The sequence below is a fragment of the Nocardia iowensis genome (assembly GCF_019222765.1).
Lineage (GTDB): Bacteria > Actinomycetota > Actinomycetes > Mycobacteriales > Mycobacteriaceae > Nocardia > Nocardia iowensis.
Map to the genome: position 1 here is coordinate 6,835,011 of NZ_CP078145.1, position 26,150 is coordinate 6,861,160.

General features: G+C 67.3%; 24 protein-coding genes. 14 read left to right on the top strand and 10 right to left on the bottom strand.

The annotated features are described in order from the left end of the window. Window positions 1-41: 41 nt before the first annotated feature. Entirely contained in the window at window positions 42-479 is a 438-nt protein-coding gene (locus tag KV110_RS31505; protein WP_218470814.1) for a DoxX family protein, read from the bottom strand. Between the two features lie 99 nt (window positions 480-578). On the opposite strand from KV110_RS31505, the gene KV110_RS31510 reads away from it, so the two are divergent. From KV110_RS31510 to KV110_RS31545, 8 genes are all read left to right on the top strand, one after another. Continuing rightward, the gene (locus tag KV110_RS31510) at window positions 579-1,145 is read left to right on the top strand and encodes a TetR/AcrR family transcriptional regulator (RefSeq protein WP_218470815.1); all 567 of its coding nucleotides are present in this window, start codon (window positions 579-581) and stop codon (window positions 1,143-1,145) included. A gap of 129 nt (window positions 1,146-1,274) precedes the next feature. Continuing rightward, window positions 1,275-1,634, top strand: coding sequence for a hypothetical protein (locus KV110_RS31515; RefSeq protein ID WP_218470816.1), 360 nt, complete (start codon window positions 1,275-1,277; stop codon window positions 1,632-1,634). A 188-nt stretch (window positions 1,635-1,822) separates the two neighbouring features. Then, on the top strand, window positions 1,823-3,220 hold the full coding sequence (locus KV110_RS31520) for a tetratricopeptide repeat protein (RefSeq protein WP_218470817.1): 1,398 nt from the start codon (window positions 1,823-1,825) through the stop codon (window positions 3,218-3,220). 180 nt (window positions 3,221-3,400) lie between these two features. Further along, on the top strand, window positions 3,401-4,162 hold the full coding sequence (locus KV110_RS31525; RefSeq protein ID WP_218470819.1) for an SDR family oxidoreductase: 762 nt from the start codon (window positions 3,401-3,403) through the stop codon (window positions 4,160-4,162). A 102-nt stretch (window positions 4,163-4,264) separates the two neighbouring features. Next, on the top strand, window positions 4,265-4,732 hold the full coding sequence (locus KV110_RS31530; protein ID WP_393537998.1) for a helix-turn-helix transcriptional regulator: 468 nt from the start codon (window positions 4,265-4,267) through the stop codon (window positions 4,730-4,732). A 309-nt stretch (window positions 4,733-5,041) separates the two neighbouring features. Continuing rightward, window positions 5,042-6,328, top strand: coding sequence for an MFS transporter (locus KV110_RS31535; protein WP_218479140.1), 1,287 nt, complete (start codon window positions 5,042-5,044; stop codon window positions 6,326-6,328). A gap of 268 nt (window positions 6,329-6,596) precedes the next feature. Next, window positions 6,597-7,256, top strand: a complete 660-nt coding sequence (locus KV110_RS31540) for a hypothetical protein (RefSeq protein WP_218470820.1) — start codon at window positions 6,597-6,599, stop codon at window positions 7,254-7,256. Between the two features lie 423 nt (window positions 7,257-7,679). Further along, window positions 7,680-8,111 carry a hypothetical protein gene (locus KV110_RS31545; RefSeq protein ID WP_218470821.1) on the top strand — a complete coding sequence of 144 codons (432 nt, stop codon included), beginning with the start codon at window positions 7,680-7,682 and terminating at the stop codon, window positions 8,109-8,111. A gap of 252 nt (window positions 8,112-8,363) precedes the next feature. On the opposite strand, the gene KV110_RS31550 is transcribed toward KV110_RS31545, so the two are convergent. The 6 genes from KV110_RS31550 to KV110_RS31575 all read right to left on the bottom strand — a co-directional run bounded on the left by KV110_RS31550 (window position 8,364) and on the right by KV110_RS31575 (window position 16,271). After that, window positions 8,364-9,161, bottom strand: a complete 798-nt coding sequence (locus KV110_RS31550) for a 3-oxoacyl-ACP reductase (RefSeq protein WP_425518146.1) — start codon at window positions 9,159-9,161, stop codon at window positions 8,364-8,366. Next, window positions 9,158-10,519, bottom strand: a complete 1,362-nt coding sequence (locus tag KV110_RS31555) for an aldehyde dehydrogenase family protein (protein ID WP_218470823.1) — start codon at window positions 10,517-10,519, stop codon at window positions 9,158-9,160. The genes KV110_RS31550 and KV110_RS31555 overlap by 4 nt, the downstream gene beginning before the upstream one ends. Further along, complete coding sequence (locus KV110_RS31560) at window positions 10,516-11,259, bottom strand: gamma-glutamyl-gamma-aminobutyrate hydrolase family protein (RefSeq protein WP_218470825.1); 744 nt, start codon at window positions 11,257-11,259, stop codon at window positions 10,516-10,518. The genes KV110_RS31555 and KV110_RS31560 overlap by 4 nt, the downstream gene beginning before the upstream one ends. Window positions 11,260-11,278: 19 nt before the next feature. Further along, window positions 11,279-12,643: a glutamine synthetase family protein gene (locus tag KV110_RS31565; RefSeq protein WP_218470826.1), complete on the bottom strand. Its 1,365-nt coding sequence runs from the start codon at window positions 12,641-12,643 to the stop codon at window positions 11,279-11,281. A gap of 74 nt (window positions 12,644-12,717) precedes the next feature. Continuing rightward, window positions 12,718-14,310 (bottom strand): type 1 periplasmic-binding domain-containing protein, encoded by a 1,593-nt coding sequence (locus KV110_RS31570; RefSeq protein ID WP_246634103.1) that lies wholly within the window; start codon window positions 14,308-14,310, stop codon window positions 12,718-12,720. A gap of 26 nt (window positions 14,311-14,336) precedes the next feature. Next, window positions 14,337-16,271 (bottom strand): hypothetical protein, encoded by a 1,935-nt coding sequence (locus KV110_RS31575; protein ID WP_218470827.1) that lies wholly within the window; start codon window positions 16,269-16,271, stop codon window positions 14,337-14,339. Between the two features lie 277 nt (window positions 16,272-16,548). Here KV110_RS31575 and KV110_RS31580 point away from each other — a divergent pair, with 277 nt between their 5' ends. Continuing rightward, window positions 16,549-17,517 (top strand): Acg family FMN-binding oxidoreductase, encoded by a 969-nt coding sequence (locus KV110_RS31580; protein ID WP_218470828.1) that lies wholly within the window; start codon window positions 16,549-16,551, stop codon window positions 17,515-17,517. Window positions 17,518-17,523: 6 nt separating this feature from the next. Here KV110_RS31580 and KV110_RS31585 read toward each other — a convergent pair whose 3' ends face one another. The 3 genes from KV110_RS31585 to KV110_RS31595 form a co-directional block, all read right to left on the bottom strand. Continuing rightward, entirely contained in the window at window positions 17,524-18,174 is a 651-nt protein-coding gene (locus tag KV110_RS31585) for a response regulator transcription factor (RefSeq protein WP_218470830.1), read from the bottom strand. 110 nt (window positions 18,175-18,284) lie between these two features. Beyond that, window positions 18,285-19,616 (bottom strand): lipase family protein, encoded by a 1,332-nt coding sequence (locus tag KV110_RS31590; protein WP_218470831.1) that lies wholly within the window; start codon window positions 19,614-19,616, stop codon window positions 18,285-18,287. Window positions 19,617-19,769: 153 nt separating this feature from the next. Next, window positions 19,770-20,912: an esterase/lipase family protein gene (locus KV110_RS31595; protein ID WP_218470832.1), complete on the bottom strand. Its 1,143-nt coding sequence runs from the start codon at window positions 20,910-20,912 to the stop codon at window positions 19,770-19,772. Window positions 20,913-21,172: 260 nt separating this feature from the next. On the opposite strand from KV110_RS31595, the gene KV110_RS31600 reads away from it, so the two are divergent. The 5 genes from KV110_RS31600 (at window position 21,173) to KV110_RS31620 (ending at window position 25,980) form a co-directional block, all read left to right on the top strand. Further along, window positions 21,173-22,420 carry a PucR family transcriptional regulator gene (locus KV110_RS31600; protein ID WP_218470834.1) on the top strand — a complete coding sequence of 416 codons (1,248 nt, stop codon included), beginning with the start codon at window positions 21,173-21,175 and terminating at the stop codon, window positions 22,418-22,420. Window positions 22,421-22,944: 524 nt separating this feature from the next. Next, window positions 22,945-23,343, top strand: coding sequence for a TOBE domain-containing protein (locus tag KV110_RS31605; protein WP_218470835.1), 399 nt, complete (start codon window positions 22,945-22,947; stop codon window positions 23,341-23,343). An 11-nt stretch (window positions 23,344-23,354) separates the two neighbouring features. Further along, window positions 23,355-24,134, top strand: a complete 780-nt coding sequence (gene modA / locus KV110_RS31610) for a molybdate ABC transporter substrate-binding protein (RefSeq protein WP_218470836.1) — start codon at window positions 23,355-23,357, stop codon at window positions 24,132-24,134. Continuing rightward, window positions 24,131-24,934, top strand: a complete 804-nt coding sequence (modB, locus tag KV110_RS31615) for a molybdate ABC transporter permease subunit (RefSeq protein ID WP_246634104.1) — start codon at window positions 24,131-24,133, stop codon at window positions 24,932-24,934. Before modA ends, modB begins: the two co-directional genes overlap by 4 nt. Further along, entirely contained in the window at window positions 24,931-25,980 is a 1,050-nt protein-coding gene (locus KV110_RS31620; RefSeq protein WP_218470837.1) for an ABC transporter ATP-binding protein, read from the top strand. The genes modB and KV110_RS31620 overlap by 4 nt, the downstream gene beginning before the upstream one ends. Window positions 25,981-26,150: the final 170 nt, after the last annotated feature.

The window sequence follows — 26,150 nt, forward strand, 5'->3', positions numbered from 1 at the left end:
CCGCGCAACGTTATTCGTCGCGCGGGCGGGCTTTCGTGTGTTCAGCCGAAGAGGACGACGCCAAGGGCCCCGATGAAGATCAGCTGGACCAGGGCGCGCAGCGGCAGCGGCATGGTCTTGATGCCGATATCCGCCTTCGCCGCGCGAATGTTGGCCGGGAACATGGCGACCATCATCGCGATCAGCGCGGCGGCCGCGATGGTGGACGTTGCGGGGATCAGCAGGCCGACCGCGCCCGCGAGTTCGAGGACGCCGGTGAGGGCGACCAGCGCCGCCGGGTTGGGCAGCTGCGGCGGGACCATTGCCACCAGGGCCTCGCGGCGCGGCGAAAGGAAGTGCGCGCTCGCGGTCAGGACGAACATGGCCGCGAGGCCGAGTGCGATGGCGTGCGGCCATGAATCTAGCCACCCGGGGCCGACCAGCCAGCCGATGAGCCGAGCTGTTGCGGTGATGACGGCGAGGACAACCAGCGGTGCCATCGGGATCTCCTGTGTTCTAGCGATCAATCTTGACACTGGAAAGATTAGGTCCCGCCGGGTAAACTTGTCAATGACTAGATTCTCCGGCACCATCGAGGCATGGCGAAAAGCGGCTACCACCACGGCGATCTGCGGGCCACCATCCTGGCCGCGGCCGCCGACCAGATCGCGACCGACGGCGTCGACGCGGTGTCCCTGCGCGAGCTGGCCCGCCGGGCCGGCGTCTCGCACGCGGCCCCCGCACACCATTTCGGTGACCGTGCGGGGGTGCTGACCGCGCTGGCCACCGAGGGCTTCGAACTGCTCGCCGCCGAGTTGACCGAGGCCGGTGCCGACTTCCGCGAGGTCGCCGTCGCCTACATTCGATTCGCGCGGAAACACCCGGGGCACTTCGACGTAATGTTCCGGCACAGTCTGTTGCGCGCCGACGATCCACGCTTGCACGAGGCCCGCGCCCGGTCCGCGAGCGCCCTGCGCTCCGGCGTGTCCGTCATCCACCCCGCCGACGTCGAGCGACAGCAGGCCACCCAGCTGGCCGCCTGGTCGCTGGTGCACGGCTTCGCCGCGCTGTGGCGCGAAGGGGCGCTGGATAATTCGAGCCTGGCCGCGGGCGCCGACCCGGAGTCGCTTGCCCGCCGTATGCTCGCAACCGTGCACTTCGACTGACCCGGCAAACCCCGCCGCCCGACAGCAAATCCCGGACAACGCGAACAACCGCCGGGCGCGTACGGCACAGTGGGGCACCAGGATTGCGGAAAGGAGCTGGCGCCACTACCGGTGGACGCCGTCGACACCATGGACATCCATGCTTACCCGACCGAGTGCACCACGCCGGTGACGCTCGCCGAAGCGGAACGTCTCGCCGAGCGCTACCTGTCCTTCGACGACGATGCCGGACGCGGGATCACCAACCGGATCACCGAATTCGACAGCTGTTTCGTCGTCGTCGCCATCTTCGTCCCGCCCCCGTCCACCGAATCCCGCACTCCCCCAACTCCGCTGCCCATCGGCGGCACGGTCAGCACCATCGACAAGGCCACCGGCGCCATCACCCTCTGGCCGACCTACCCACCCGACCTGGTCGCCGAACACCACGAGGCCGCATTGCGGGCGGGCCGCCTGATCATCGAGGAAACCTGGCCCGCGAACAGTTGACCAGGCCAACGCGACGTTGGAATCAGCTTGTCCGCCAAGTGCTTCTCGGCGTCGGTTTGCTGTCGGACCCCGCTGTTATCCTCACGGTGAGGGGTGGAACTCTCGATCGAAATTCTCTGGGGGGGTAGCGAATGGATGAATCAATACCGGGAGGTTCCACCGACGCGGGGCGCCTCTATCACCGGGCAATGACTATCGCCGAAGAGCTGCTCACCGCGGATCCGGCCAACAACACCTACCGGCGGGATGTCCTGGTCCCCTGCAACAAGCTGGGAAATCTGGCTCTCGCCGCAGCCGACTACGACGCGGCCGACCGCTTCTTCCGGCGGGGGCTGGCACTTGCCGAGGAACTGGTCGAAGCCGACCAATCACAAGGCGGATACCGTCGCGACCTCTCCATCTCCTACGACAGGCTGGGCGCCCTTGCCCTGGCCCGTGGCGACGGCAATGAAGCACTGCGCCTGCATCTTCGAGCCCTCGACGTCGCCGAAGAACTCGCCGCGGCCGACCCCGCCCACCTCAGCGATGTCTGGTTCTGCTGCGATACAGCGGGCCGCACCGCGCTCGCCAACGGCGATACCACCGAGGCAACCCGACTCGCCCGCCGGGCACTGGCCGTCGCCGAAGAGCTCGTCGCGGCCGAACCCGCTGATCTCGACTACCGCCGGCGACTTTCAGTTTCGTACGACAACCTCGGCGACATCGCTCGACGCAGCGGAGACGTCGCGGAGGCGGACCGCTTGTTCCAGCACGCCCTGTCCGTCGCCTTAGCATTGGTCGAGGCCGAACCCGGCAACCTCCGGTACCAGCGCGACCTGTCCGTCACCTACGACAAACTCGGCAATCTCGCACGCGACCGCGTCGCCTACGACGAAGCCATCCAGTACTACCGGCGCTCGGTCGCCATCACCGAGGGACTGATGGCGGCCGAGCCGAGCAATCCCGGTCATCGACGCGACTTGCTGGTCACCCTCACGTCATGGGGCAACGTCGCCTCGGCCCGAGGCGACTCGACGGAAGCGGAGCAACGCTACAACCGCGGGCTCACCCTTGCCGAACAACTGGTCGAGGCCGAACCGTCGAACCACGGCTACCGCCGCGACCAGGCAGTCATTTACACCAAGCTGGGCGATATAGCCTGCGCCCACGGCGATTTCGTCGAGGCGAACCGACTGTCCCAACACGCGCTGGCGATCGATATGAGTCTGGTGGAGGCCGAACCCGGCAATCCCAGGTACCGCCTCGACCTGTCCTTCACCTACGACAAGCTGGGCGACATCGCTTGCCGCACCGGCGCGTATGACGTGGCAGCCGACCACTACCGGCTCGCCATGGGCATCATCGAAGGACTGATCGCCGCCGATCCCGCCGACCTCGGATACCGTCGCGATCTCCTCGTCTCGTGCGAAAAACTGGGTGGTCTCGCACGCGCCATCGGAGACGCAGCCGAAGCGGGCCGCCACTACCAGCGCGGCCTACAACTGGCCGAAGACCTGGTCCGCGCGGATCCCTCGAATCCACGCCACCACCGCGATCTCTCCCTCCTGTACGAGCGCCTGGGCGACCTCGCCAACGGCCACCGCTAGCCCCATCCCCCCAGCGTGTCCGCACAGTTCACAGCGTGTCCGCACGGTTCACAGACCGTGTTGCCGCTGTGGGGTTTACGGAAGGTCTGTGAGTCCAATCCTCGAACGTGTCACACATGGACGCGCTCGGTGGTCATATCCGGGAAGGGTCACTTTCGGTCCGGAGGAGATGGGACAACCATGACTGCGACGATTTTGGTCACCGGTGGTACCGGCACACTGGGGCGGCATGTGGTGCCGCTGCTGGTGAATGCCGGGGCGAAGCTGCGGCTGTTGAGCAGGAAGACGCACGAGTCGGCGGACGGCATCGAGTACGTGACGGGTGATCTGCTGACGGGTGCGGGGGTGGCGGCGGCGGTCGACGGGGTCGAGGTCGTGCTGCACCTCGCGGGCGGCCCGAAGGGTGACGATGTGGCGACCCAGCATCTGGTGGACGCGGCGGCGCGGGCCGGGGTGCGGCACCTCGTCTTCATCTCGGTGATCGCGGCGGACAAGATTCCGCTCGGCTACTACAAGAACAAGACGGCCGCGGAACGGATCGTCGCCGCATCGGGTGTGCCGTGGACGATCCTGCGGGCCGCCCAATTCCACGATCTGGCCTTGACGGTACTGCGCACGCTGGCGAAGCTGCCGGTGATCCCGATTCCGCGCGGGGTCCGGTTCCAGCCGGTCGATTCGCGCGACGTCGCGGCTCGGCTGGTGGAGTTGACGCTGGCCGAGCCTGCCGGGCTGGTGCCGAACCTGGCCGGGCCGAAGGTGTACGAGTTCGGCGATGTAGTCCGCGACTACCTCCGGGCGAGTGGCAAACGGCGACTGCTGATACCGGTGCGCTGGCCGGGAAAGACAGGCAAGCTGTACCGCGCGGGCGCGAATCTGACCTTCGACAACACCCAGCAGGGGCGGCGAACCTGGGAGGAGTTCCTGGCCGAACGGCAAGGCTGAGAGCCGAAGTTGTGGCGGCACAACCTCATCCGCAGGGGTGAGACGCGGATCAGTCCGCAGAGTGAGGCGGCGAAGGGCGCGGGCAGAACAGACTGACTTCTTGTGAGCCCTACCAGTGCGAAAGCCCGGGCCGCGGGTGATGACGACGCGACCCGACGTGGAATCGAGCGCGTCGAGCAAATCGCTTCCGGCGCGGTCGATCTCCTACCCGAACCCGTCGAGGCGATCGCCGACCCGGTCGAGCTGCCACGGCGCGGCGGGCTGGCCTTGCTCACGCCGACGGTGACCCGGCGCCTGATCACCGAACTCGCGCACCGCGGCCACCCGCGACCAGAGCTGGCACGCCGCCTCGGCGAGTTGACCGAGCGGGAGCGAGACACATTGCGCCAGCTCGCCCGTGGACTCTCGAACGTCGAGGTCGCCGCGGCCATGATGGTCAGTGAACACACGGTGAAGACCCACGTCAGTTCGGTGCTGACGAAGCTCGGCCTGCGCGATCGGGTGCAGGCGGTGGTGTTCGCCTACGAGGCAGGCTTGGTGACACCCGGCGGCCTCGCTGAAACCGGTTGACTCGCTGCGCGGCTGAGCGCTGTCGGCGGCGAGCAGGCGCTGCTCGATAGCGGGCTCCGTTATACATTCGTGATCATCTTCACATTCACCCCCTCCACCGCAGGTAGGAAGTGCGGGAGTGGGGTCGAGACCCACGGGTCGGGGTTTGCACCGACTGAAAGATGGGTATCGGATTGTTTCGTGCCCAGTCTCTGGTGTCAGAACCCGGAGATGGAAACGAAGTCCGTCTGACGGGCTGGAGAGGACGTGCACGTGACTGACGGGGACCCGGAGAGTTTTCCACTACGGCGATCGGTCGCCGCTTCCGCGATGGGCAACGCCACCGAATGGTTCGACTACGGCGTCTATGCCGCGACGGCCACCTATCTGACCGACGCTTTCTTCCCCGGTGAGCTCGGCACGCTCGGCACCATGCTCGGTTTCGCCGTTTCATTCGTGCTTCGCCCGCTCGGCGGCATGGTGTGGGGACCGCTCGGCGACCGGATCGGCCGAAAGGCCGTGCTGGCCACCACGATTCTGCTGATGGCCGCGGCTACCGGCGCCATCGGTCTGCTGCCGACCCACAGCTCGGTCGGCGTGTTCGCGCCGATTCTGCTCATCGCCCTTCGGGTTGTGCAGGGATTTTCGACGGGTGGTGAATACGGCGGCGCCGCAACATATTTGGCCGAATGTGCCAGCGACAAGAAACGTGGCTTCCTAGGCAGCTTCCTCGAATTCGGCACGCTCGCCGGATTCGTCGGCGGTTCGGCGACGGTGCTCGCCTGCCAGCTCGTGCTCGGCTCGGACGCGATGCACAGCTGGGGTTGGCGGATCCCGTTCCTGATCGCGGTCCCGCTCGGGCTCACCGGCTGGTATCTGCGCTCGCGCCTCACCGAAAGCCCGGTATTCACCGAAGTCGCCCACGAAAAGCATCCGCCCGGCGGTCTGCGCGAGTTGGTGACCACTTATCGCCGGGAAACGCTCACATTGGCGGGACTGGTTGTCGCGCTCAACGTCGTCAACTACACGCTGCTCACCTATCAGCCGACCTATCTGCAGAACACCATCGGCATGGGCGAGTCGGACACCACCGCGATGATGTTGATCGGCCAGACGGTGATGATGCTGGTGCTGCCGTTCTTCGGGCGTCTGTCCGACCACGTCGGGCGCCGCCCCTTGTGGCTGTTCTCGCTGATCGGCCTCGCGGTGCTGGCAGTCCCGATGTATTGGCTGATGGGGCGGGGAACCGTGTGGGCCATCACCGGCTTCGTCGTTCTCGGTCTGCTGTACATCCCCCAGCTGGCGACCATTAGTTCGACCTTCCCCGCGATCTTCCCGACCCACGTCCGCTACGCGGGCTTCGCGCTGGCCTACAACGTCTCGACGGCGATTTTCGGTGGCACCGCGCCGCTGGTCAACGAGGCGGTCATCGACGCGACCGGCTGGTCGCTCTTTCCACCCGTCTACATGATCGGTGCCAGCCTGATCGGCCTGGTCGCTTGGTGCTTCCTCCGGGAGACCGCTGGAACGTCACTACGCGGCACCGAGGTGCCCGACGCGGGCGATTCGCTGACACCGGCTGCCCTCATCCCCGCCAAGGCGGCCATAGCGCCATAGCAGCCAGCCCCCGAACGGGACATGGTTGAGCGGGTTCTCGACGCCTCGACCATGTTCCGTTCGTTATGCCGGTTCCGATTGTCGGGTTTGATTTTCGTTTGATTTGGGAATGGCTCGCGCCGCCGATAAATGGCCGGACTCGATTAATCCCAATTCCGGCAATGACTTGCCTGCGCTACCGGCATCCTCCGCATTTTGCTCGGTCAGCACTAACGTGTTGAACGTTTGATCAGCATGTACCACTTCGAAACGAGAAGGGGCTACACATATGATTTGCAAGATCGGAGCCGCGGCCGCCGCAGGGCTGACCGCGACACTTTTGCTAACCGGTGCCGCCGGGGCGAATACATTCCAGCCGGATCCTATGATCGGCGGATTCACGATGGTCGGCCAGGGGGAAGACGAGAAGCAGGCTGAGCCCAAGTGCCCGGACGGCAAGAAAGACGAGAGCGGCACCGAAGACCCGAACGGATCGGCAGGCCAGGGCGACGCGGGCGGCCAGAGCAGCCCGACCGACGCGGATGAGGTTCCGCCAAATGGAGCCGCCCCGAGTGGAGCTGCCTTCCCGCTGGATACGGGCAGTGCCAACCCGGCCGCCAACCAGCCGAATGGCACGGACCCCAAGCCGGGCGATGAGGACGAGAAGAAGTGCCCTGACACCCCCGCTACCAATGAGGGCACGACCGGCACCAGTACAGGCACCGGCACAGGCACGGGCACGGGCACGGGCACGGGCACGGGCCCCGGTACAGGCACAGGGCCCGGGAACAGCACCGGAACCGGCACCGGGACAGGGACAGGGACCGAGAACAGCACCGACGCTGGCACAGGCAACGGCACCGGCACCGGAACGGGCACAGGCACCGGAACGGGCACAGGCACAGGCACCGGAACGGGCAACAGCGGCGGCACCGGCGCAACCAACTAAGACTCACTGCGATGCAGTAGTCACGACTGAACAGCTGACCGGCTCGGCCTGACAGGCTCGCCGACAATCCGCACCACCGTCACCGCAGTGGCCACCGCCCGTCAGGCGGTAGTGGTGTCGACGCGAAGCCGAACCTGTTCGCGGTCGTCGCCGAGCCCCGCGCTCGGCGACGACACGCCCGGCCACCGCGCGCAGCCCCAGCCGCACACCCTTTCTGCCAGCTGCACACCCCGTACAGAGCGCGCGGCTGACACGAAGGGTGTGCGATTCCGATTTCGGCGGTGCTGGTGTGCAGGCATATGTGCACGTCAGAGAGTTTTCGTACCGACCAGTTTTGCTCATTGTGATGTGAGCCACTATCGTGTTGAACGTTTGATCAGCATGTACGCATGTACCACTTCGAGATGAGAAGGGGCTACACACATGAATTACAAGATCAAGATCGCGACCGCGGCTGCCGCAGGGTTCACCGCGACACTTCTGTGCAGCGGGGTCGCCGCAGCTCAGCCGGCGCCGACCCCACCCGGGGCAACTCAGCCAGGCGCGCAGGGCGGCCTACAGGGTGGTGTGCAGGCAAATCCACAGGGCGGCCTGCAAGGTCAGGGCGGCGCGCAGGGTGGCACGCAAAGCCCCATGGGCGGCGGCGCGCAGGGCGGGACCCAAGGTGGGGTTCAGGTCGACCCCCAGGGCGGCGCACAGGGCCAGGGCGGTGCACAAGGCGGTGCACAGCTACCGAACTTGCCGAACGTGCCGAACCCGCTGGACAGCTTGCCCAACGGCAACGGCGGCGCGCCCAGCCTGCCGACCATGCCGGACATCCCCGGGATGCCGGACCTGAATAGTTTTATTCCGTGAGCAAGATAGTCGCCGATCCGCACCACGGCGCATCCGGCGGCTGAGCGAAAGGCGTTCCGTCCGGCGTATTCGTCGACAGTTCTCGTCTCCGCCACAGTGCTGGCGGCCGCCCCGCCAGGCGGTAAGGGTTAGAGCGTCGAAGCGGAATCGGAACCGTTCCGCGTCGTCGCCGAGCCTCGGCTCGGCGACGACGCGCACCGGAACAAGTCTGGCCACGTTCCACCCCTCGAGGCGGCAACGACGCGCGATACCCTACAGCGGCGTCACGTAGGCGCCGGATATGCCGCCGTCCACCAGGAACTGGGATGCCGTGATGAACGACGCGTCGTCGCTGGCGAGAAAGGCCACGGCGGCGGCGATTTCCTCGGGTTCGGCGAAGCGCCCGGTCGGGATGTGCACCAGGCGGCGGGCGGCGCGTTCCGGATCCTTGGCGAACAGTTCTTGCAGCAGCGGCGTGTTCACCGGGCCGGGACAGAGGGCATTAACGCGAATACCATTGCGGGCAAACTGAACTCCGAGTTCGCGGCTCATAGCCAGGACGCCACCCTTGGACGCGGTGTAGGAGATCTGCGAGGTGGCGGCGCCCATGACGGCAACGAAGGAAGCGGTGTTGATGACCGAACCCTTGCCGCGTTCCAGCATGTGTCCGATGGCGTACTTGCTGCACAGGTAGACCGAGGTGAGATTGACCTCCTGGACCCGACGCCAGGCGTCGAGCCCGGTGGTGAGGATCGAATCATCTTCCGGCGGTGAGATTCCCGCATTGTTGAACGCCACGTCGAGCCCGCCGTAGGTGTCGACGGCGGTTTGGAACAAGGCTTCGACCTGCGCCTCGTCGGTCACGTCGACCTTGACGTACAGTCCGTCGACCTCGGCGGCCGCTGCCTCACCGGTGGTGGCGTCGATGTCGGCGACGACCACCTTCGCCCCCTCGGCGGCGAAGCGGCGGACCGTGGCTAGGCCGATGCCGCTCCCGCCGCCGGTGACGACGGCGACTCGATCTTGTAAGCGCTGCAAGGCATCTCCTGTCGGGTATGGGGGGTAGGTCACTGCGTGGCGATGAAGACGTTCTTGGTTTCGGTGAACGCGAGCGCGGCGTCGGGCCCGAGTTCGCGACCGAGCCCGGACTGCTTGAATCCGCCGAACGGCGTCCAATACCGCACGGACGAGTGCGAATTCACCGACAGGTTCCCGGCCTCGACGGCGCGGGAAACCCGCAGCGCCCGACCGACGTCATTGGTCCAGATGGAGCCCGACAACCCGTACTCGGTGTCGTTGGCGATCCGGATGGCGTCGGCCTCGTCCTCGAACGGAAGCACCGCGACCACCGGGCCGAACACCTCCTCGGTGAGCACCCGGTCGGTAGGCGAGTCCGGCAGCACAACCGTTGGCGGATACCAGAATCCGGGGCCATCGGGTCGTTTGCCGGTGAACGCGACCTTGGTCGATGGCTCGATGAACGCGGCAACCCGCTCGCGATGCGCGGCCGAGATCAGCGGGCCCATCTCGGTGGACTCCTGCGCCGGATCACCCACCTGCACCCCACGCACGGCGGGCTCCAATAGTTCGAGGAACCGATCGAAGACACTGCGCTGCACCAGAATCCGCGAGCGCGCACAGCAATCCTGTCCGGCGTTGTCGAACACACCGTACGGCGCGGTGGCCGCCGCCCGCTCCAGATCGGCGTCGGCGAACACGATATTCGCGCTCTTACCGCCGAGCTCAAGCGTCACCCGCTTCACCTGCCGCGCGCACCCGGCCATGATCTCGGTGCCCACCTCGGTCGAACCGGTGAACACCACCTTGCGGACCGCGGGATGGGTGACGAACCGCTGCCCGACCACGGAACCCTTGCCCGGCAGCACCTGGAATACGTGCTCCGGCAAGCCCGCTTCGAGCGCGAGCTCCGCCAGCCGAACAGCGGTCAGCGGTGTCAGCTCCGCGGGTTTGAGCACCACCGTGTTCCCCGCCGCCAGCGCGGGCCCGAATCCCCACGCCGCGATCGGCATCGGAAAATTCCACGGCACGATCACACCGACCACGCCGAGCGGTTCGTGGAAGGTGATATCGACGCCACCCGCCACCGGAATCTGCTGGCCGAGCAGCCTTTCCGGGATACCGGCCGCGTAGTGCAGCACATCCCGGACATTGCCCGCCTCCCAGCGCGCGTTGCCGATGGTGTGACCGGAGTTGGCGACCTCGAGCTGGGCGAGGTGCTCGACATCCGCGTCGACGGCGTCGGCGAACCGGCGCAGCAGCCGGGCCCGATCGCCCGGCGCCACCTCGCGCCAGGCGATCGCCGCGCGCTGGGCCCGTTCGATCGCGGCGTCGGTCTCGGCTTCGCCGGTGAGCTCGACCGTGGTCACCACCTGCTCGGTCGCCGGGTTGACCACCTGCGCTGTCGTCACGAAGTCCGCTCCCTTCGATAGTCTTCGGCCGCCACGACCAGTGCACTGATCAACCGACGGTCGACCGCATCCACTTCCGGATGCCATTGCACGCCGACCAGAAACGGGCCGTCCGTCGTTTCCGCCGCCTCGATCGTGCCGTCCGCCGCGTGCGCGGTGGCGACCAATGCCGAGGCGAGCACGTCGATCGCCTGATGATGGTGGCAGTTGGCTTTCACCGCCGGCCCGGCGATCGCGGCGACCCTGCTGCCCGGCACGGTCACCACGTCGGTGACGGTGAAGCCACCTACGGTGCCGGAATGGTCGGCATGCCCGACCACATCCGGCAGATGCTGGATCAGCGTGCCGCCGAAGGCGACGTTCACCACCTGCAGGCCGCGGCACACCGCGAGAATCGGCAGCTCTGCCGCCCGCGCCAGCTCGAACAGCCCGAACTCCGACTCGTCCCGATCGGGCCTGGTGTAGACGAGTGAATGTTCGGGCGCGCCGTAGCGGGCTGGTGCCACGTCGGCACCGCCGGTCAGCACGAGACCGTCGAGCCGCGCCACCAGTTCCGGGCGGGCCACTCCGACGGGTGGTAGCAGCACCGGAATACCACCCGCCTCCGCCACCATCTGAATGTAGCTGTGCGGCAACACCGCACTGTCGATATGCCACGACCCGAAACGGGCAAGTTCCAGATAGGTCGGCAGGCCGATCAGGGGGCGGGGCGCACCGTCGTTCGACCCGTCAGCGCGCACAACTCCAGCGTTCGAGACCTCAGAGTCGTTCGAATCCACGAATTCGCTCCCAGTCGGTGACGGCGGCGTCGAAGGCCGCCAGTTCGACCTGTGCCGCGTTGCGGTAGTGCTCCACTACATCATCACCGAACGCGGTCCGTGCCACCTTGCTGTCCCCGAAGAACTGCGCGGCCTCGCGCAGCGTGCGCGGGACCCGCGGCCGTTCCGATCGATAGGCGTTGCCGTTGAACTCCGGCTCCAACGGCAGCCGATGCTCGATGCCGTGCAGCCCGGCGGCGATGGTGGCAGCCACGGCGAGGTAAGGGTTCACGTCGCCGCCGGGCACCCGGTTCTCCAGCCGCAGCGACGGCCCGTGCCCGACCACCCGCAGCGCACAGGTGCGGTTGTCGCGTCCCCAGGCGACCGCGGTCGGCGCGAAACTGCCCGGCACGAATCGCTTGTAGGAGTTGATGTTCGGCGCCAGCAGGTAGGTGAACTCGCGTAGGCAGTCCAGCTGGCCCGCGACGAAATGCCGCATGAGCGGCGACCATCCGTTCGACTCGTCACCCGCGAACACCGGCTCGCCGGATTCACCGCGCAGGCTGATGTGGATGTGGCACGAGTTGCCCTCGCGCTCATTGTATTTCGCCATGAAGGAGAGGCTGCGGCCCTCCTGGGCGGCGATTTCCTTCGCGCCGGTCTTGTAGATGCTGTGGTTGTCGCAGGTGGTCAGCGCCTCGTCGAAGCGGAAGGTGATCTCGTGCTGGCCGGGATTGCACTCCCCCTTGGCCGACTCGACATACATGCCCGCGCCGTCCATTTCGGTGCGGATGCGGCGCAGCATCGGCTCGATGCGCGCGGTGCCGAGCAGCGAGTAGTCGACGTTGTACTGGTTGGCCGGCCGCAGATCGCGATAGCCCGACGACCACGCCGCCTCGTAACTGTCATCGAAGACCAGGAATTCGAGTTCCGTCCCGACGAAGGCGCGCAGCCCGCGCTCGGCCAGCCGGTCCAGTTGCGCACGCAGCACCTGCCGCGGCGAGGGCCCGACGGGCTCCCCCTCCGGGTGCACCTTCTCGACGTCGCACAGCACCAGCGCGGTGCCAGGCCACCAGGGCACCAGCCGCAGGGTGCTCAGGTCGGGCCGTAGCACGAAGTCGCCGTACCCGGTGTCCCACGACGACATCGGATACCCGTCGACCGGCGTCATCTCCACGTCGACGGCGAGCAGGTAGTTGCAGGCCTCGGTCGCGTGCTCGACCACCTCGTCCAGGAAGTACCGTGCCGCGCAACGCTTTCCCTGCAACCGACCCTGCATGTCGGTCATCGCGACCAGCACCGTGTCGATCTCCCCAGCCTCGACCAGCTCCCGCAACCGCACCAGACTCAACATCCCGCTACGCATCCACAGCCCCTCTCGGCACCAACCGTGCTCACGCTAGAGCAAACGAGGGACATTTGTGATCGGACACACAAACTTCAGCGAACGCACTGCGGGACGGATTCACCTGGCCTTGCCTCGACGGTCGGCACGTACGGCGGGCGATCCACCGAGGTAGAGACCGGGCACAGCCGGACGACCTGGGGACCGGCCCCGGTGCGGTTGCCGCTGTTGTCGAAGATGATCGGACCGCCCGCGCCTGGAACCGCCGCATCCGGCGCGGAGAAGCCGCTGATGGTCGCGTTCACCTGACTGCGCTGCACCGGCATGGTGGCGGGCAGGCTGCGCAGGGCCGTGTCGATGGTGGTCACGGCGTCGTAGGCGTTGACCGCCCACCCGTCGCCGACGTGTTCGAGGTCGAAGCCCGCATCCTTGTATGCCTGCTCGAACACCGTCCAGTGGGGGTTGATGGACTGTGGTCCGTCCGCACCGGCCACCAGGGTGAACAGCATCCGCACTCGGCCGTCCTTGAAGGTCTCCGAGCCCAGCGCCTTCGTCCGCAGATCTTCCAGTGCCGGGTCCGACTCGACGGTGCGCAACCGGTTCCCGTCGGAGGTGCTGACCACCGTGACCGAGGTCGCCGCGCATTGGCCGTTCGCGTAAGCCTCGTCGAGGGCGTAGAGCAGCCTGCCCAGGTCGCGGCCGCGCGCGATGTAGGCGATGGTCACGTCTTTCGCGGTGGCGCACACGCGTTTCGCCGTCTGCGGCACGGTGCTCGGTTCCGTGGTGTCGAACTTGACCTCGAGCAAGTTGCCGCCGTACTGGCGTTGCAGGAACGGCAATGTGGTGCAGGTATAGGGGTCCGATCCGCCGATCGGCACCATGATGAAGTCCGGCCGGGTGGTGACCACCGCGCCGATCGCCTTGACCTGCACGGCCACTCGGAACGCGACGCGGTAGAAGTAGTCCCGCGCGATTCCGCGCGGATAGGAGATGTCCTTGTCGCAGCTGCGGAATTCGGGGTTGTCGACGAGCGAGCCGTCTTGATCGAACCCCTCCGCGGTGACCACATCCGCGACCATCGGAATCTTGGCCGCGGCAAGCACTTCCGCGACCTCCGCAGTGGACTGGTGGCTGAGCCCGATGCCCGCCACGGCGACCACATCGTCGCGACCGGCCAGCTTACGGGCCACCCCGACCGGGTCGCCGTTGCTGTTGTAGTCACCGAGCTGGCCGACGACGAGCTTCATCGGATGCAGGCATCCGGTGCCGTTGGCTCTGCGCTGACCGGCCGCCATCCCCTCCAACTCGTGCACGGCCCGGCTGCCCGCCAGTTCGTCGGTCATGGTCAGCAGCACACCGACGGTCGCCGGGGTGCCGGGGCATTCGTCGGCCGCCGAGCGGTTCTGCCGATCGATGACGCCCATTACCTGGTTGAACGCCGCGACGTCGAAAGGGTAAGGGCCTTCGGATAATCCGACGCAGCGCTCACCGGCCCGCCAGGCGTCGCCGTTCGGGATCCAGCTCTCGTTGCAACTGAACGCACGGTGCAGCGGCTCGCGGAAGACGAACCCGGCACCCGCGGCCACCAGCAGCGTGAGCACCAACCCCAACCGCACCCAGTCGGTCCATGGGCGCGGGAACGACCGGTCGGGCTTCGGGATGATCCAAAACCAATATCGCGATTCCACGATAGGTCTCCTTCTGCCAAAGCGGGTCACTGGAATTGGTTCGCTAGTCTGCGATATCTGTTGGCACGCAACAGGAACGGCGCACTATCCCGGGCATCGTCGGCCACCTTCTCGTAGCTGTGCGCGATCCGCGTGCAGAGCGTCGACTTCTGTTCCGGGCTGGTGATTCGGATGTCCGATTCGAACGCGGGCACCAGCGCTACCAAGGTCGCGAGATGCTCGTGCAGCGAGCGGGCCCGATCGGGGCCGTCGATGAGATCGCTGTCCCGCCGACCGGGGTCCGGCGTCTCGACGATGTCGTCGAACAGCTGCAACCATTCCGGGGAAGGCAAGGTCGGCAACAGATCCGCGAGCTCATCGACCACCGCGTCGCGACCGTCCAGCAGGCGCATGTGGTGCAGTCTGCTCTGACGATCGTCGGGGGCGACGCCGTCGCGCAACTGGCTGAGCACCCGCCCCCAGTCCTGCCCGTCGTTCCGGTCGATCAGCGCGCGCAGGCCGAGCAGGCGCGCCAGTGCGGGTAGCTTCTCCTCGCCGTCCGGCGTGGCGGGTGTCCACAGCGTCCGCGATTTGAACAGGGGTGAATCGTGTTCGACCCCGGCGGGCAGCAAGGGGACCAAACCCAGTGCCTCACTTTTGCTCCTGGCCGCCGAAATCGTGACGAGCGCTGTCGCCAGCTCCCTGCGCACGAGTTTGTTCACACTCAAGCCTCGGCCGAAAATGCGCAGTAGATACTGCTCGACGGTGATGCCGGGCTCAGGTCCCGGGCTGCGCAGCAGGCCGTCGAGATCGTCGAGCTGGTCCCGATCCTGCTTGATCCGGCGGAGTAGGCGATCCGTGGCCGCGGGGTGGCCGCGGGTGAGCCGGTAGACCGACTCACCGATCCTTTCCGACTGGTACGGATCGACTTCCTTGGCCATGAGCCGGACGTCTCGCTCGCTCAACTCGGGCAGCCGCACCCGCGCCCACAACGGTCCCGCGGTCGCCATCCGAGCTGGTTCCAGCGGTGCCGACCAGACCGCCGGCGCGGGGACCTGCCCAGCCAGGTTGTCCACCAATGTTCCGGAACTGGTGGTTACCACCGTCAGCGGGTCGGACAGTCGAACGCCGGTGGCCGCGATCGACTCACGGACCCGCAGCAAGGCGCTGGTAAAGGACGCGGCAGCGGGCGCGTCGCCGTCATCGATGAGCACCAAGGCGTTCGAGGTCCGCCGCTTGACCTTGGTGACGCTGGCCCGCAGGTCCGCGAGCAGCGCGCCGACCAGCACGTCATCGACGCCGCGGCGAATGGCCGGGTCGGTGCTCCTGGCGTTGTGGCTGAGTTCGATCAGCACCCGCTCGGCATCGTGGGGCAAGTGCAGGTCCTGGTGGCTGAACCAGGCGGTGTCCGGCCCCCATCTGCGCCCTCTCAACCATCCCCCGCCCAGCAATCGGGAGGCCATCGCCTCGGCGGCCAGGTTCACCATTGTCGGTGCGATGACCGCGGCGCCGGGCACGTTGACGGTCCCGGCCATCACGCCGACCATATCGCCCAGATGCCGGACGAATCCGATGAGCGCGGCGCGGCTTTGGTATCGACTGAGAAGTGTCTTCAACCGGGCCAGCTGCTCGCCTGGCGAGAGGCCATCGAAATCCTCGGCGATGACGATCTGGGCGATGACGAGCCGGGGGAACGCGACAGCGTAGCCGGGGATGTCGACGCTCAGCCCCAGCATGACCGCGGCCAGCACCGTCCGTACCGGATCGTTCTCGTCGAAGGGCCGGGCCAGTGGGCGGACCAGCACCGACGGCGTGTGTCCGTGCCACTTGTCCATGGCCTGTTCCAGCACCGCGGTGCGGCCGGAACCACCGCAGCCCTCCACCACCAGCACCGACTTCGGTGTCCTGGTCGCATCCCGCGCCGGAACCTCGACCAACTTATCGATCAGATCGAGCAGATCGGTGCGCCCCACGAACACCAAGCATCGCCTCCCTCGGCTTGGGCGTCACCATAACAACAACCAATGCTTGCGACAACCGGATTCAGCTCTGAGACAACGGGATTAGGGGCTAGAAGCAAACCACGTGCCGGGTATCGGACGGAATCGAACCGACCGGCCCGGTCCTTAGGTCCCGAATATTAGGGACCTTCGGACCAGTGTCGAACGGTACGAGCGTCCGGAGACTTGGCTCGGTGGCGCGAACCGAGGCGCGAACCGATCGCGCCGCACGCGCCCACCGGAAGGATGGAACAAATTCATGGGCTCCGCACAGCCGGACGTCGACACTCTCGAGGCCGCCCTCGCGATGGCGGTTCGCGCACCATCGGTGCACAACACACAACCGTGGCGGTGGCGGATCACGGATCGGGCGATCCATCTCTATGCCGACCCGGCCAGGCACTTGGTCGCGACGGACCCGCACCAGCGCGGCCTCGTCCTGAGTTGTGGTGCGGCACTACATCATCTGCGGGTGGCACTGGCGGTGCTCGGCTGGTCCGCCACCGTTGAACACCTGCCGAATCCGGCCGACCCGGATCACCTCGCTGCCGTCGAATTCGCACCGCACGAGCCGACACCGACCGATTTCGAGCTCAGCGCGGCCCTCATGCACCGCCAGTCCGACCGCAGGCGCTTCAGCCCCTGGCAGGTTCCATCGGGATACATCCGGACGATCGCCACGCGCGCAGCGCACTGTGGCGCCGTGGTGCGCCATGTCCCTGACACCTTGCGCGCCAGGCTGGCGCGACCGGCCCGTGCGGCGGTGGACCAGCACGCCGAGGACGCCGAGTACCAGATCGAACTCGCTGCGTGGAGTGGGCGGCACGGCACGTCCGATGGGGTGCCCGCCGTGAACAGCCCCCGACCGCGGCACCAGGACGAGATCCCGGTGCGGACCTTTACCGATCCCGAACTGGTCGACCGCACCGAACATCCGGACGGCGCGGAATGGATGGTGGTCTGCACCGCCGCGGACGACCGGCTGTCCCGACTGCGTGCGGGTGAGGCACTCAGCGCGCTGCTGCTGACAGCGACCCACCTGGGCCTGTCCAGCTGTTTACAAACCGAACCACTCGGTCTGCCCGAGTTGCGTGCGGATATTCGGTCCCAGCTGCTGCACGATTGCGCCTATCCGCAGGCCATGGTCCGCATCGGCTGGGTGCCGACGAACGCGGCGCCGCTGCCACACACCCCGCGGCGGCCGATCGAGGAGATCATCGACCGGTAGGTGCGCTCACTCCTCGGCAGGTCCCGGCAAGCCGAGCTTGGCGGCGAGCACCGCGGCCTGGGTGCGTCCTTCGACGTCGAGTTTGGCCAGCAGCTGTGAGACGTAGTTCTTCACGGTCTTCTCGGACAGGAACATCCGGTGCGCGATCTGCCGGTTCGTCAGCCCTTCGCCCAGCATCGCGAGCACCGTGCGTTCCCGGTCGGTCAACGCCGCCAGCGGGCCGTGCTCGCCGGTGGTCTGCGTGCGCAGCTTCGCCATCAGCGCGGCCGCGGCACGCTCGTCGAGCAGTGACTGCCCCTCACCGACCGCGCGAATGGCGTCGATCAGTTCGGGACCACGAATGTCCTTGACGAGGAACGCGCTGGCACCGGCCAGGACCGCGCCGATCATCGACTGCTCATCGACAAACGAGGTCAGCATCAGGCAGCGCAATCGCGGGGTCGCCGCCAGCAGATCCCGGCACAGCTCGACGCCGCTGCCATCGGGCAGCCGGACATCGAGCACCGCCACGTCCGGTCGCAGCGGCGGCACCCGGCGCCGCGCCTGCGCGCAGGTGGCCGCTTCCCCCACCACTTGGAGGTCGGACTCGCCGTCGATGAGGTCGCGTATCCCGACCCGGACGATCTCGTGGTCGTCCACCAGGAACACCCGCGTCATCGCAGCACCTCCTCTCCCCCTCCGGCGGCCCTGGCCCCCATCTACCAGCAGTTACCCCAAACGATGCCCGAGGAAACGGTGCCGACTGTCACTCGGACGCGGCGGACGCGTCACGGATGCGCACCCGGGCGTTGGCGGACCGCCCGAATCGGGCGCCCGAAGAGCATTCGAGCGAGCAGGCGGGCGAAGTCCAGGTGGCCTGCCAAGGCTCCGCGAGCGCAGGCGAGCGACCAGGAGGTCTCGGTGGTGGCGGGCGGCAGCTCCCGGTGGGCGAAGCGATCGGCAAGCCAGTCGACCATCACCGGGAGGGCGGTGTACTGCAAGAGGAGATGGGTGCTGAGCCGGTCGCGCAGGTACCGGACGTTGGCGCCCGCCATGGTGTAGCGGGCAACCTGTGCGTCGACGTCGGCGACCGCGATCACCTCGTCGTACACGCCCTGCAGAACAAGCAGCGGCATGGCCGGGGCGCGCCCGCCGGGCTGGATATCGGCCAGGACCCGCTGCAGTTCCGGTGCGGCCAGCAGCGCCGCGAGGCCACCGCGGCAGTGCTGGTCGATATTGCGGCGGGCGAAGCGGTACAGCAGGGGGAACGTCGTTGTCGCCTCCGTTTCCGCGAGCCAGCCGAGGTACCGCGCGTCCAGGTGGGTGCGCAGCAGCCGGTCCAGGTCGGGGTAGGCGCGGCGCAGGCCCGCGGTGAAGACCGCGGCGAAACCGGCGAACAGCGAGCCGTTGAGCCGAAGGAAGGCAGCGGCCGGATCACCGACCGGCGAGGCGGCGACGGCGCCGACGATGTCGAGTTCCGGGGCGTATTCGGCGGCCAGCTCCGCGGCCCACGCGGTGGCCAGCCCGCCACCCGAATAACCCCACAGCGCAACCGGTGTGCTCGCGGTGAGGCCGAGCGGCGCGAACGCCAGGCTCGCGCGGACGGCGTCCAGCGCCCGGTAGCCGGGTTCGCGCGCCACACCGAACCGACCGGCGGTGCCCTCGTGGTCGGGCACCGACACCGCCCAACCGCGGGCCAGCGCGCTGGCGATGAGCGGCAGCTCCAGTTGCGGAATCGAACCCGCCGCCCGTGCGCCGCGCCGGAGCGCATAGGAGGGAAGGCATTTCGAGGCGACCGCGTCGATCGCGCACTGGAACGAAACCAGCGAGCGCGGTTCGGCCGGGTCGGCGCCGAACGGCAACAGCACGGTGGTGACCGCCACCTCGGGGACGAGGTCGAGATCGCAGGTCCGGTAGAGCAACTGCCATGCCGAAATCTGTTGCGGAACAATCCCGAACAAGGCCAGCTCGACCGCCCGCGTACGGACGACGGCACCGGGTGGCAGGTGCGGAAGGTCGGGCGGCGGCTGGTAGAACGGATCCACTTCGGGTAGTAGCGGATAGGTGGAGCGCGGTTCGACTGCGGGAACCGAGACGCCCGCGACGGGATCGGCACTCATCTGATTCATCCTCTCCAACGACGGCCCGCATCGTCGCGCCGCCGGTGCCGCCGCAATGCCCACCTCACGCTAACGAACCTTCGAATAGGAAATGAATTGGCGCAGACGACAATTCGTGCGCCGATCTTTCTCCGTCGAGTGCAGTGACAACGGCTAGAGGCTGCCGCTGCCGCCGATCAACCACGGGTTGAACGTGCATTCGAGGTTCGGATACGCGACCGGATCGAGCGCGTGCAGCGCGATGGACGCCGACCGCGGCGAATACATGATGGTGAGGTGGTCGGAGAGGTCTTGCTCGCACCCCTCCTGCAGGGTGATGTTGTGCACCGTGGCACCGGGGCCCGGCCGCAGGAACGACCAGTCGTAGGGGTTCATCACCTGGTCGAGCCGGGAGCCGACGGAGGTGTATTCGACGCCGGAAACGGTGTCCCCCTGTGCGTTCAGCGTGGCGTAGAACGGCGAGCCGACGGCCTGCTGGATATTGGCGAAGCCGACGATGGGTTCGTAGAAGCCGAGGATGTCGACGCCGAGATTGTTGATCAGCCGGCCCAGCGTCGCGATACCGAGCAGCGTGGTGCCGTGATGGGTGGCGCCGTAGGAGACGAGCTTGCGCACCTTTCCCGCGCCGCCGTCGAACTTCAGATATTGGTTCGCCACCGTGCCGCCCTGCGAATGCGCGACGATGTCCACCTCCTCGGCGCCGGTCGCCGTGCGCACCCGGTCGACGAACTCACTCAGCTGCCGCGCGGAATCCTCCATCCGGCCGACGCCGTAGCGGCCGGGCAGGATCGGCCCGAGACCGCCGCCCTCCAGTAGGCCGGAGCGGCCGAAATTGAAGGCGAACACGCAGAATCCGGCGCGTGTGAGGCGGGGCGAGAGATAAGCGAAGCTGTCGTAAGCGTTCAGCCAGGTACCGTGCAGCAGCACCACCGGCCGTGGATGTTCGGCGGTCGGGGCGCAGTCCCAGCGGTTCGCGCCCGGTGGGGCCGCGTCGGGATGGGTCAAGCCGTAGGCGAACGCCGCCAGATACGCCGACACTTCCGGTCCTTCACCGTGCGCATCGGTCGCGCGGCTCAGGGCCGAGCTGCTGCCGGAATCCACTACGGCCCTTGGCTGCCGACCATCTGCGGCCGGGGTCAGTCCAATGCTGATGGAGTCCGCGAGCGCCTGTTCGGCGGGGTCGATGCGTGGACTACCGCTCGCCGCACCGGAACCGAGGACAGACGCCATCGTCAACCCGGCGATCACTACGGCACCGAAGACGGTGCGCTTCGCGTTTTGCGCCCTTGCAGCCATTCAATTCACTTCCCATTCCAGCTATTTCGGCGCTCCGAACGCGAGCCATCAACTGACACAAGCTGTTTCCTGGAACACATCACAGACTGAATGTGATAAGTGCCATACGGAGCCGCCGCCTGAATCTATTGCCGCCGCCGCTGCCGAGTCACTGCACGCCGCAGAGAATAAATCCACAGGAAAGTTGTTGCCCGAGACAAAGTTCCGGCGGATACGCCAGTTTCCTTGCCGCGAAACCTGTCGTTGGAAACAATCGGCTCATGTCGCTCGCCCTATCTCCGCCGACCGGTGACGCGCCGCTGGTCACCCGGCTGCTCGCCCGCTGGCCGCAGATCTCCGAACGGATGCTCGCCGCGGGCCTCGGTGCCACCGCGCCGACAGCGGACCTGCCCGAGGGACATTTCACCGCCGAGGTGCTGCCCGCGATCTACGCGTGCGGCCGGGCGGTGCTGCAAGCCATCGGCGAGCAGCGAGTGTTCACCAGGGCCGAGGTCGCCGCGTTCGTCGTTCCGGTAGCGGAACGGCATGCCGAGGACCGGATTCCGCTACCCCTGCTGATCGAAGCCATGCACGGATCAGCGCAATCGGTGCTGCAGGAGGCGGCGGCGCTGGCCACCGCGGCGGAAATGGACGACCTGGTCGTCATCGGCGGCCGACTACTCGACCTGCTGATGCACATCAATATCACCGTGGTGGAGACCTACACCGAGGTCGAACAATCGATCTATCACGCCGAGCGCGAAGCGCGGCGCGCGTTGTGCGCCGCACTGCTCGGCGGACTACCGGCCGAAGAGCTTGCGGCGCGCGCCGATACCGCGCTCGCCGAGCGATACACGGTGCTGGCCATCCATATTCGGCATGATGATCAACCCACTACCGTCGCCACCTTGATCAGCAGGCGGCGGATCAGAATTCTGCAGCGTGCGCTGGACAGCCTCGCCGGCACCACGGCACTGACCACCTTCGACGGCTCGACCGGAATCGCGTTGCTCCCCGTCGCGGCCGAGACCGAGCTCGCCGAACAACTGGCCGCGCAGCTCGCCGAGCAATTCGGTGTCGCGGTGTTCGTCGCCGAATATCGTTCGGTGGCAAGGGAAGCCGTGCCGCAGACCGCGCGCGATGCCACCGATCTCGCCGAACTGGCCCGGCTGCTCGGCAGGCCGACCGGCGTCTATCGTCTCGATGATCTACTGCTCGAATACCAGCTCACCAGGCCGGGTCCCGCACGCGACCGGCTGGCCGAGCGGATGGCGCCGATCCTGGACAGTCCGCACCTGATCGAGGCGCTGGACGCGCACCTGCGCCACGGATCCGACCGTAAGGCCGCCGCCGCCGAGATCCATGTCCACCCCAATACCTTCAGCTATCGCCTGCGCCGCGTCGCCGAACTCACCGGCATCGATCCCACCGAGCCGCGCGATTCCCGGCTGCTCGCGGCGGCGTTGACGATCCATCGGCTGTACCCGGCGGCCGACGCGAACGCCGCGCCGCCGGGTCACCGGGTCTAGATGACGTGCCAGGCCTGCAACAGGTAGGTGATGTTGGCGGCAATGGACGTCACGACGTTCGCGAGATTCAACGCTGACGAACCCAGATCGATAATCGGCACCGAAATTCCTCCATCAGATGGGACTGCGAAATCCCTTCCAATGTAATGAATACCGACCACGTCCGAGCTGTTCGATCAGCGGAATGCGGTGTGACCGGATTTCCGGTGCGGACGTGAAACAGTAGGCCCAGCAGGCAATTCAGTGGTTCTCGAGCAGCCTGGGCGGTAATTCGGACCGCGGCTGTTGTGAGACAGTTCACCGAGAATTTCTTCACAGCAATCACAGAAAGCACATACCGGAAATAACGGGCAGTCGGTTGTTTCAGGGGCTCGCTGCTTCAGGCCTACGGGGGCTGGCTCCGCGCCGAGCATCGCGCGGCGCCCGCCGCTGTCGACGAGACCAGGCGAGCCGATCGGCCGGAGACTGGCCGCCCCGGACATTTGCCACTTGCATTCCGCAGATGCGGAAATAAACTGCGAGTCGTGTCGGATTTGCGGATCAGTGAGGTGGCGGTGCTGGCGGGCGTCAGCGACGACACCGTGCGGCGATGGATCGAGCAGGGCAAGCTGACCGCGATCCAGCTCGGCAACGGGCGCAAGGGGGTGCGCGGCCGGGAGCTCGCCGAATTCCTGCAGGCCAACGCGGAGACCCCCGCGCCGGGCGTCACCGTCGCGGCGTCGGCTCGCAACCGGATGCGCGGCATCGTGACCCGGGTGGTCAAGGACACCGTGATGGCGCAGGTCGAGATGCAGGCCGGACCGTTCCGGCTGGTGTCACTGCTGAGCCGGGAGTCGGTCGACGAACTCGGGCTCGAGGTCGGCAGCGTCGCGGTGGCGTCGGTCAAGTCGACACATGTCGTTGTCGAGATTCCGGAAAGTTGATGAGGTCGAAAATGATGCGTTCGCTGAGCGTCGCCGCCCTCGCGGGCATGGTCGCGCTGACCTCGGTGGGCTGCGGCTCGGACGACCAAGCGGCGCCCGCGGGCGCCGACCGGCTCGGCGGCACCGTCACGGTATTCGCGGCAGCCTCGCTGACCGAGACATTCACCGAACTGGGCAAGCAGTTCGAGGCGGCGCACCCGGGTACCAAGGTGGTCTACAGCTTCGGGGCGAGTTCGGCGCTGGCCGAGCAGATCAACCAAGGCGCCCCCGCCGATGTCTTCGCCTCAGCGGCGCCGAAGAACATGCGGCAGGTAACGGACAAGGGCGAAGTGACCGGCGCACCGGCCACCTTCGTGCGCAACCGGCTGGAGATCGCGGTGCCCAAGGGCAACCCCGGCCGCATCACCGGCCTGGCCGACTTCGGCAAGACCGAGTCGAAGATCGCGCTGTGCGCCGAACAGGTGCCGTGCGGTGCCGCCGCCAAGACGGTGTTCGAGGCCGCGGGCGTCACCCCGCGGCCGGACACGCGGGAGTCCGATGTGAAGGCGGTGCTGACGAAGGTCGCGCTCGGCGAGGTCGATGCCGCTCTGGTGTATCGGACCGATGTGCGGGCAGCCGGTGATCGGGTCGATGGCATCGATTTCGCCGAAGCGGCCCAGGCGATCAACGACTATCCGATCGCACCGCTCGCGCACGCCCCGAATTCCGCCGCGGCCGTAGCGTTCGTCGACTTCGTTAAGTCCGAGCAGGCGCGGAAGGTGTTCGCCGAGGCGGGATTCGACACACCGTGACACGGCGGCGGGCAGCACAGGGCAGGCGACCGCTCATACTGGTGGTCCCCGCGCTGTGTGCGCTGGCGTTCCTGCTCGTTCCGCTGGTCGGGCTGCTGTTGCGGGCGCCGTGGCGCGACCTGCCTGCTCGGCTGTTCAATGCCGAAGTCGGTCAGGCACTGCGGCTTTCGCTGCTGTGTGCGAGTCTCGCGACGATGATCTGCCTGGTACTGGGAGTGCCGCTGGCGTGGTTGCTCGCGCGCGGCGAGGTGCCGGGACGCGGGGTGCTGCGGGCATTGGTCACCGTTCCGCTGGTGCTGCCGCCAGTGGTCGGCGGTGTCGCGCTGCTGTTCGTACTCGGCAGACGCGGGCTGATCGGCCAGTACCTGTACGAATGGTTCGGGGTCTCACTGCCTTTCACGACCGCCGGGGTGGTGGTCGCGGAAGCCTTTGTGGCGATGCCGTTCCTGGTGATTTCGGTGGAAGGCGCACTGCGGGCCGCGGATCCGCGGTTCGAAGACGCGGCGGCGACCTTGGGGGCATCACGCTGGTTGACCTTCCGGCGGGTGACGCTGCCCTCGGTGCTGCCGGGCGTGGTCGCGGGCGGGGTGCTGTGCTGGGCGCGAGCACTCGGCGAATTCGGTGCCACCATCACCTTCGCGGGGAACTTTCCGGGGAAGACGACGACGATGCCGCTGGCGGTCTATCTTGCGCTGGAAACCGATCCTCAGGACGCGATCGTGCTGAGCCTGGTTCTGCTCACGGTGTCGGTCGTTGTCTTGGTCGCGTTGCGCGAGCGGTGGATTCGGAGCACGGTATGACGCTGGAAGCCGAACTTCGGGTAACGCGTGGACAATTCGGGCTCGACATCCAACTGTCCGTGGCGCCTGGTGAAGTCGTCGCGCTGCTCGGCCCGAACGGGGCGGGCAAGACCACCGCGCTGCGGGCGCTGGCCGGGCTGACGCCGCTCACCGCCGGTGCGCTGCGGGTCGGCGAAAAGACTTGGGACGCACCGCCGAAGGTGTTCGTGCCCGCAGCGCATCGGGAGGTCGGCGTCGTCTTCCAGGACTACCTGCTGTTCGGGCATCTGAGCGCGCTGGACAACGTCGCGTTCGGGCTGCGCGCTCGCGGCCACCGCCGCGCTTCGGCTCGCGCGCGCGCCGCGGAATGGCTGGAGCGCGTGGGGCTCTCGGCTCAGCTGGACGCCAAACCGCGCGCCCTGTCCGGCGGGCAAGCCCAACGGGTCGCCCTCGCTCGTGCCATGGCCACCGACCCCGCGCTGCTGCTGCTGGACGAGCCGCTCGCCGCCCTCGACGCGAGCACCCGGCTGCGGGTGCGCTCCGATCTCGCCCATCACCTCACCGACTACCACGGCCACACCGTGCTGGTCACCCACGACCCGCTCGACGCCATGGTGCTGGCCGACCGTCTCGTCATTCTGGAGAACGGCGTCGTCGTCCAGGAAGGTTCGCCCGGCGAGGTCGCCCGCCGCCCCCGCTCCGACTATGTGGCGAACCTGGTGGGCCTCAACCTTTATCGCGGGGTAGCCCGCGGCACCACCGTCGTGCTCGACACCGGCGGCTCGCTCACCGTCGCCGAACCCGGCGACGGCCCCGTCCACATCGCCTTCGCCCCCGCCGCCGTCAGCCTGCACCCCGACCACCCCACCGGCAGCCCCCGCAACGCGTGGCCGGTCACCATCACCGGCATCGAACAACACGCGCACACCATCCGCGTCCGCCTCGACGGCACCCCACCGGTCCTCGCCGACGTCACCCCCGCCACCGTCGCCGACCTCCGCCTCCACCCGGGCCTGCGACTGTGGGTCGCACTGAAAGCTACTGAAACACATACCTATCCGGCGTAAATTGCTCTTCGCCACGCCACCACCAGCACCTACCCCAAGCCGATTGAAAGTCGGCTATGCGAGGCCCACCGGCGCGTCGCACGCGGAGTGCCCTGAGCCCCAAAAACCTGTCGGTGACCACTGGCACTCTTCCCGCCATGCCGAGCATCCGCCACGAAGCCCCCCTCGAA

Excerpts from the sequence above, each read along its gene's own strand:
- KV110_RS31580 (WP_218470828.1), top strand. The coding sequence starts at position 16,549 with ATGGGCTCCGCACAGCCGGACGTCGACACTCTCGAGGCCGCCCTCGCG.
- KV110_RS31505 (WP_218470814.1), bottom strand. The coding sequence starts at position 479 with ATGGCACCGCTGGTTGTCCTCGCCGTCATCACCGCAACAGCTCGGCTC.
- KV110_RS31590 (WP_218470831.1), bottom strand. The coding sequence starts at position 19,616 with ATGAGTGCCGATCCCGTCGCGGGCGTCTCGGTTCCCGCAGTCGAACCG.
- KV110_RS31510 (WP_218470815.1), top strand. The coding sequence starts at position 579 with ATGGCGAAAAGCGGCTACCACCACGGCGATCTGCGGGCCACCATCCTG.
- KV110_RS31600 (WP_218470834.1), top strand. The coding sequence starts at position 21,173 with ATGTCGCTCGCCCTATCTCCGCCGACCGGTGACGCGCCGCTGGTCACC.
- modA (WP_218470836.1), top strand. The coding sequence starts at position 23,355 with ATGATGCGTTCGCTGAGCGTCGCCGCCCTCGCGGGCATGGTCGCGCTG.
- KV110_RS31525 (WP_218470819.1), top strand. The coding sequence starts at position 3,401 with ATGACTGCGACGATTTTGGTCACCGGTGGTACCGGCACACTGGGGCGG.
- KV110_RS31565 (WP_218470826.1), bottom strand. The coding sequence starts at position 12,643 with ATGCGTAGCGGGATGTTGAGTCTGGTGCGGTTGCGGGAGCTGGTCGAG.
- KV110_RS31515 (WP_218470816.1), top strand. The coding sequence starts at position 1,275 with ATGGACATCCATGCTTACCCGACCGAGTGCACCACGCCGGTGACGCTC.
- KV110_RS31540 (WP_218470820.1), top strand. The coding sequence starts at position 6,597 with ATGATTTGCAAGATCGGAGCCGCGGCCGCCGCAGGGCTGACCGCGACA.
- KV110_RS31520 (WP_218470817.1), top strand. The coding sequence starts at position 1,823 with ATGACTATCGCCGAAGAGCTGCTCACCGCGGATCCGGCCAACAACACC.
- KV110_RS31535 (WP_218479140.1), top strand. The coding sequence starts at position 5,042 with ATGGGCAACGCCACCGAATGGTTCGACTACGGCGTCTATGCCGCGACG.
- KV110_RS31545 (WP_218470821.1), top strand. The coding sequence starts at position 7,680 with ATGAATTACAAGATCAAGATCGCGACCGCGGCTGCCGCAGGGTTCACC.
- KV110_RS31585 (WP_218470830.1), bottom strand. The coding sequence starts at position 18,174 with ATGACGCGGGTGTTCCTGGTGGACGACCACGAGATCGTCCGGGTCGGG.
- KV110_RS31620 (WP_218470837.1), top strand. The coding sequence starts at position 24,931 with ATGACGCTGGAAGCCGAACTTCGGGTAACGCGTGGACAATTCGGGCTC.
- KV110_RS31595 (WP_218470832.1), bottom strand. The coding sequence starts at position 20,912 with ATGGCTGCAAGGGCGCAAAACGCGAAGCGCACCGTCTTCGGTGCCGTA.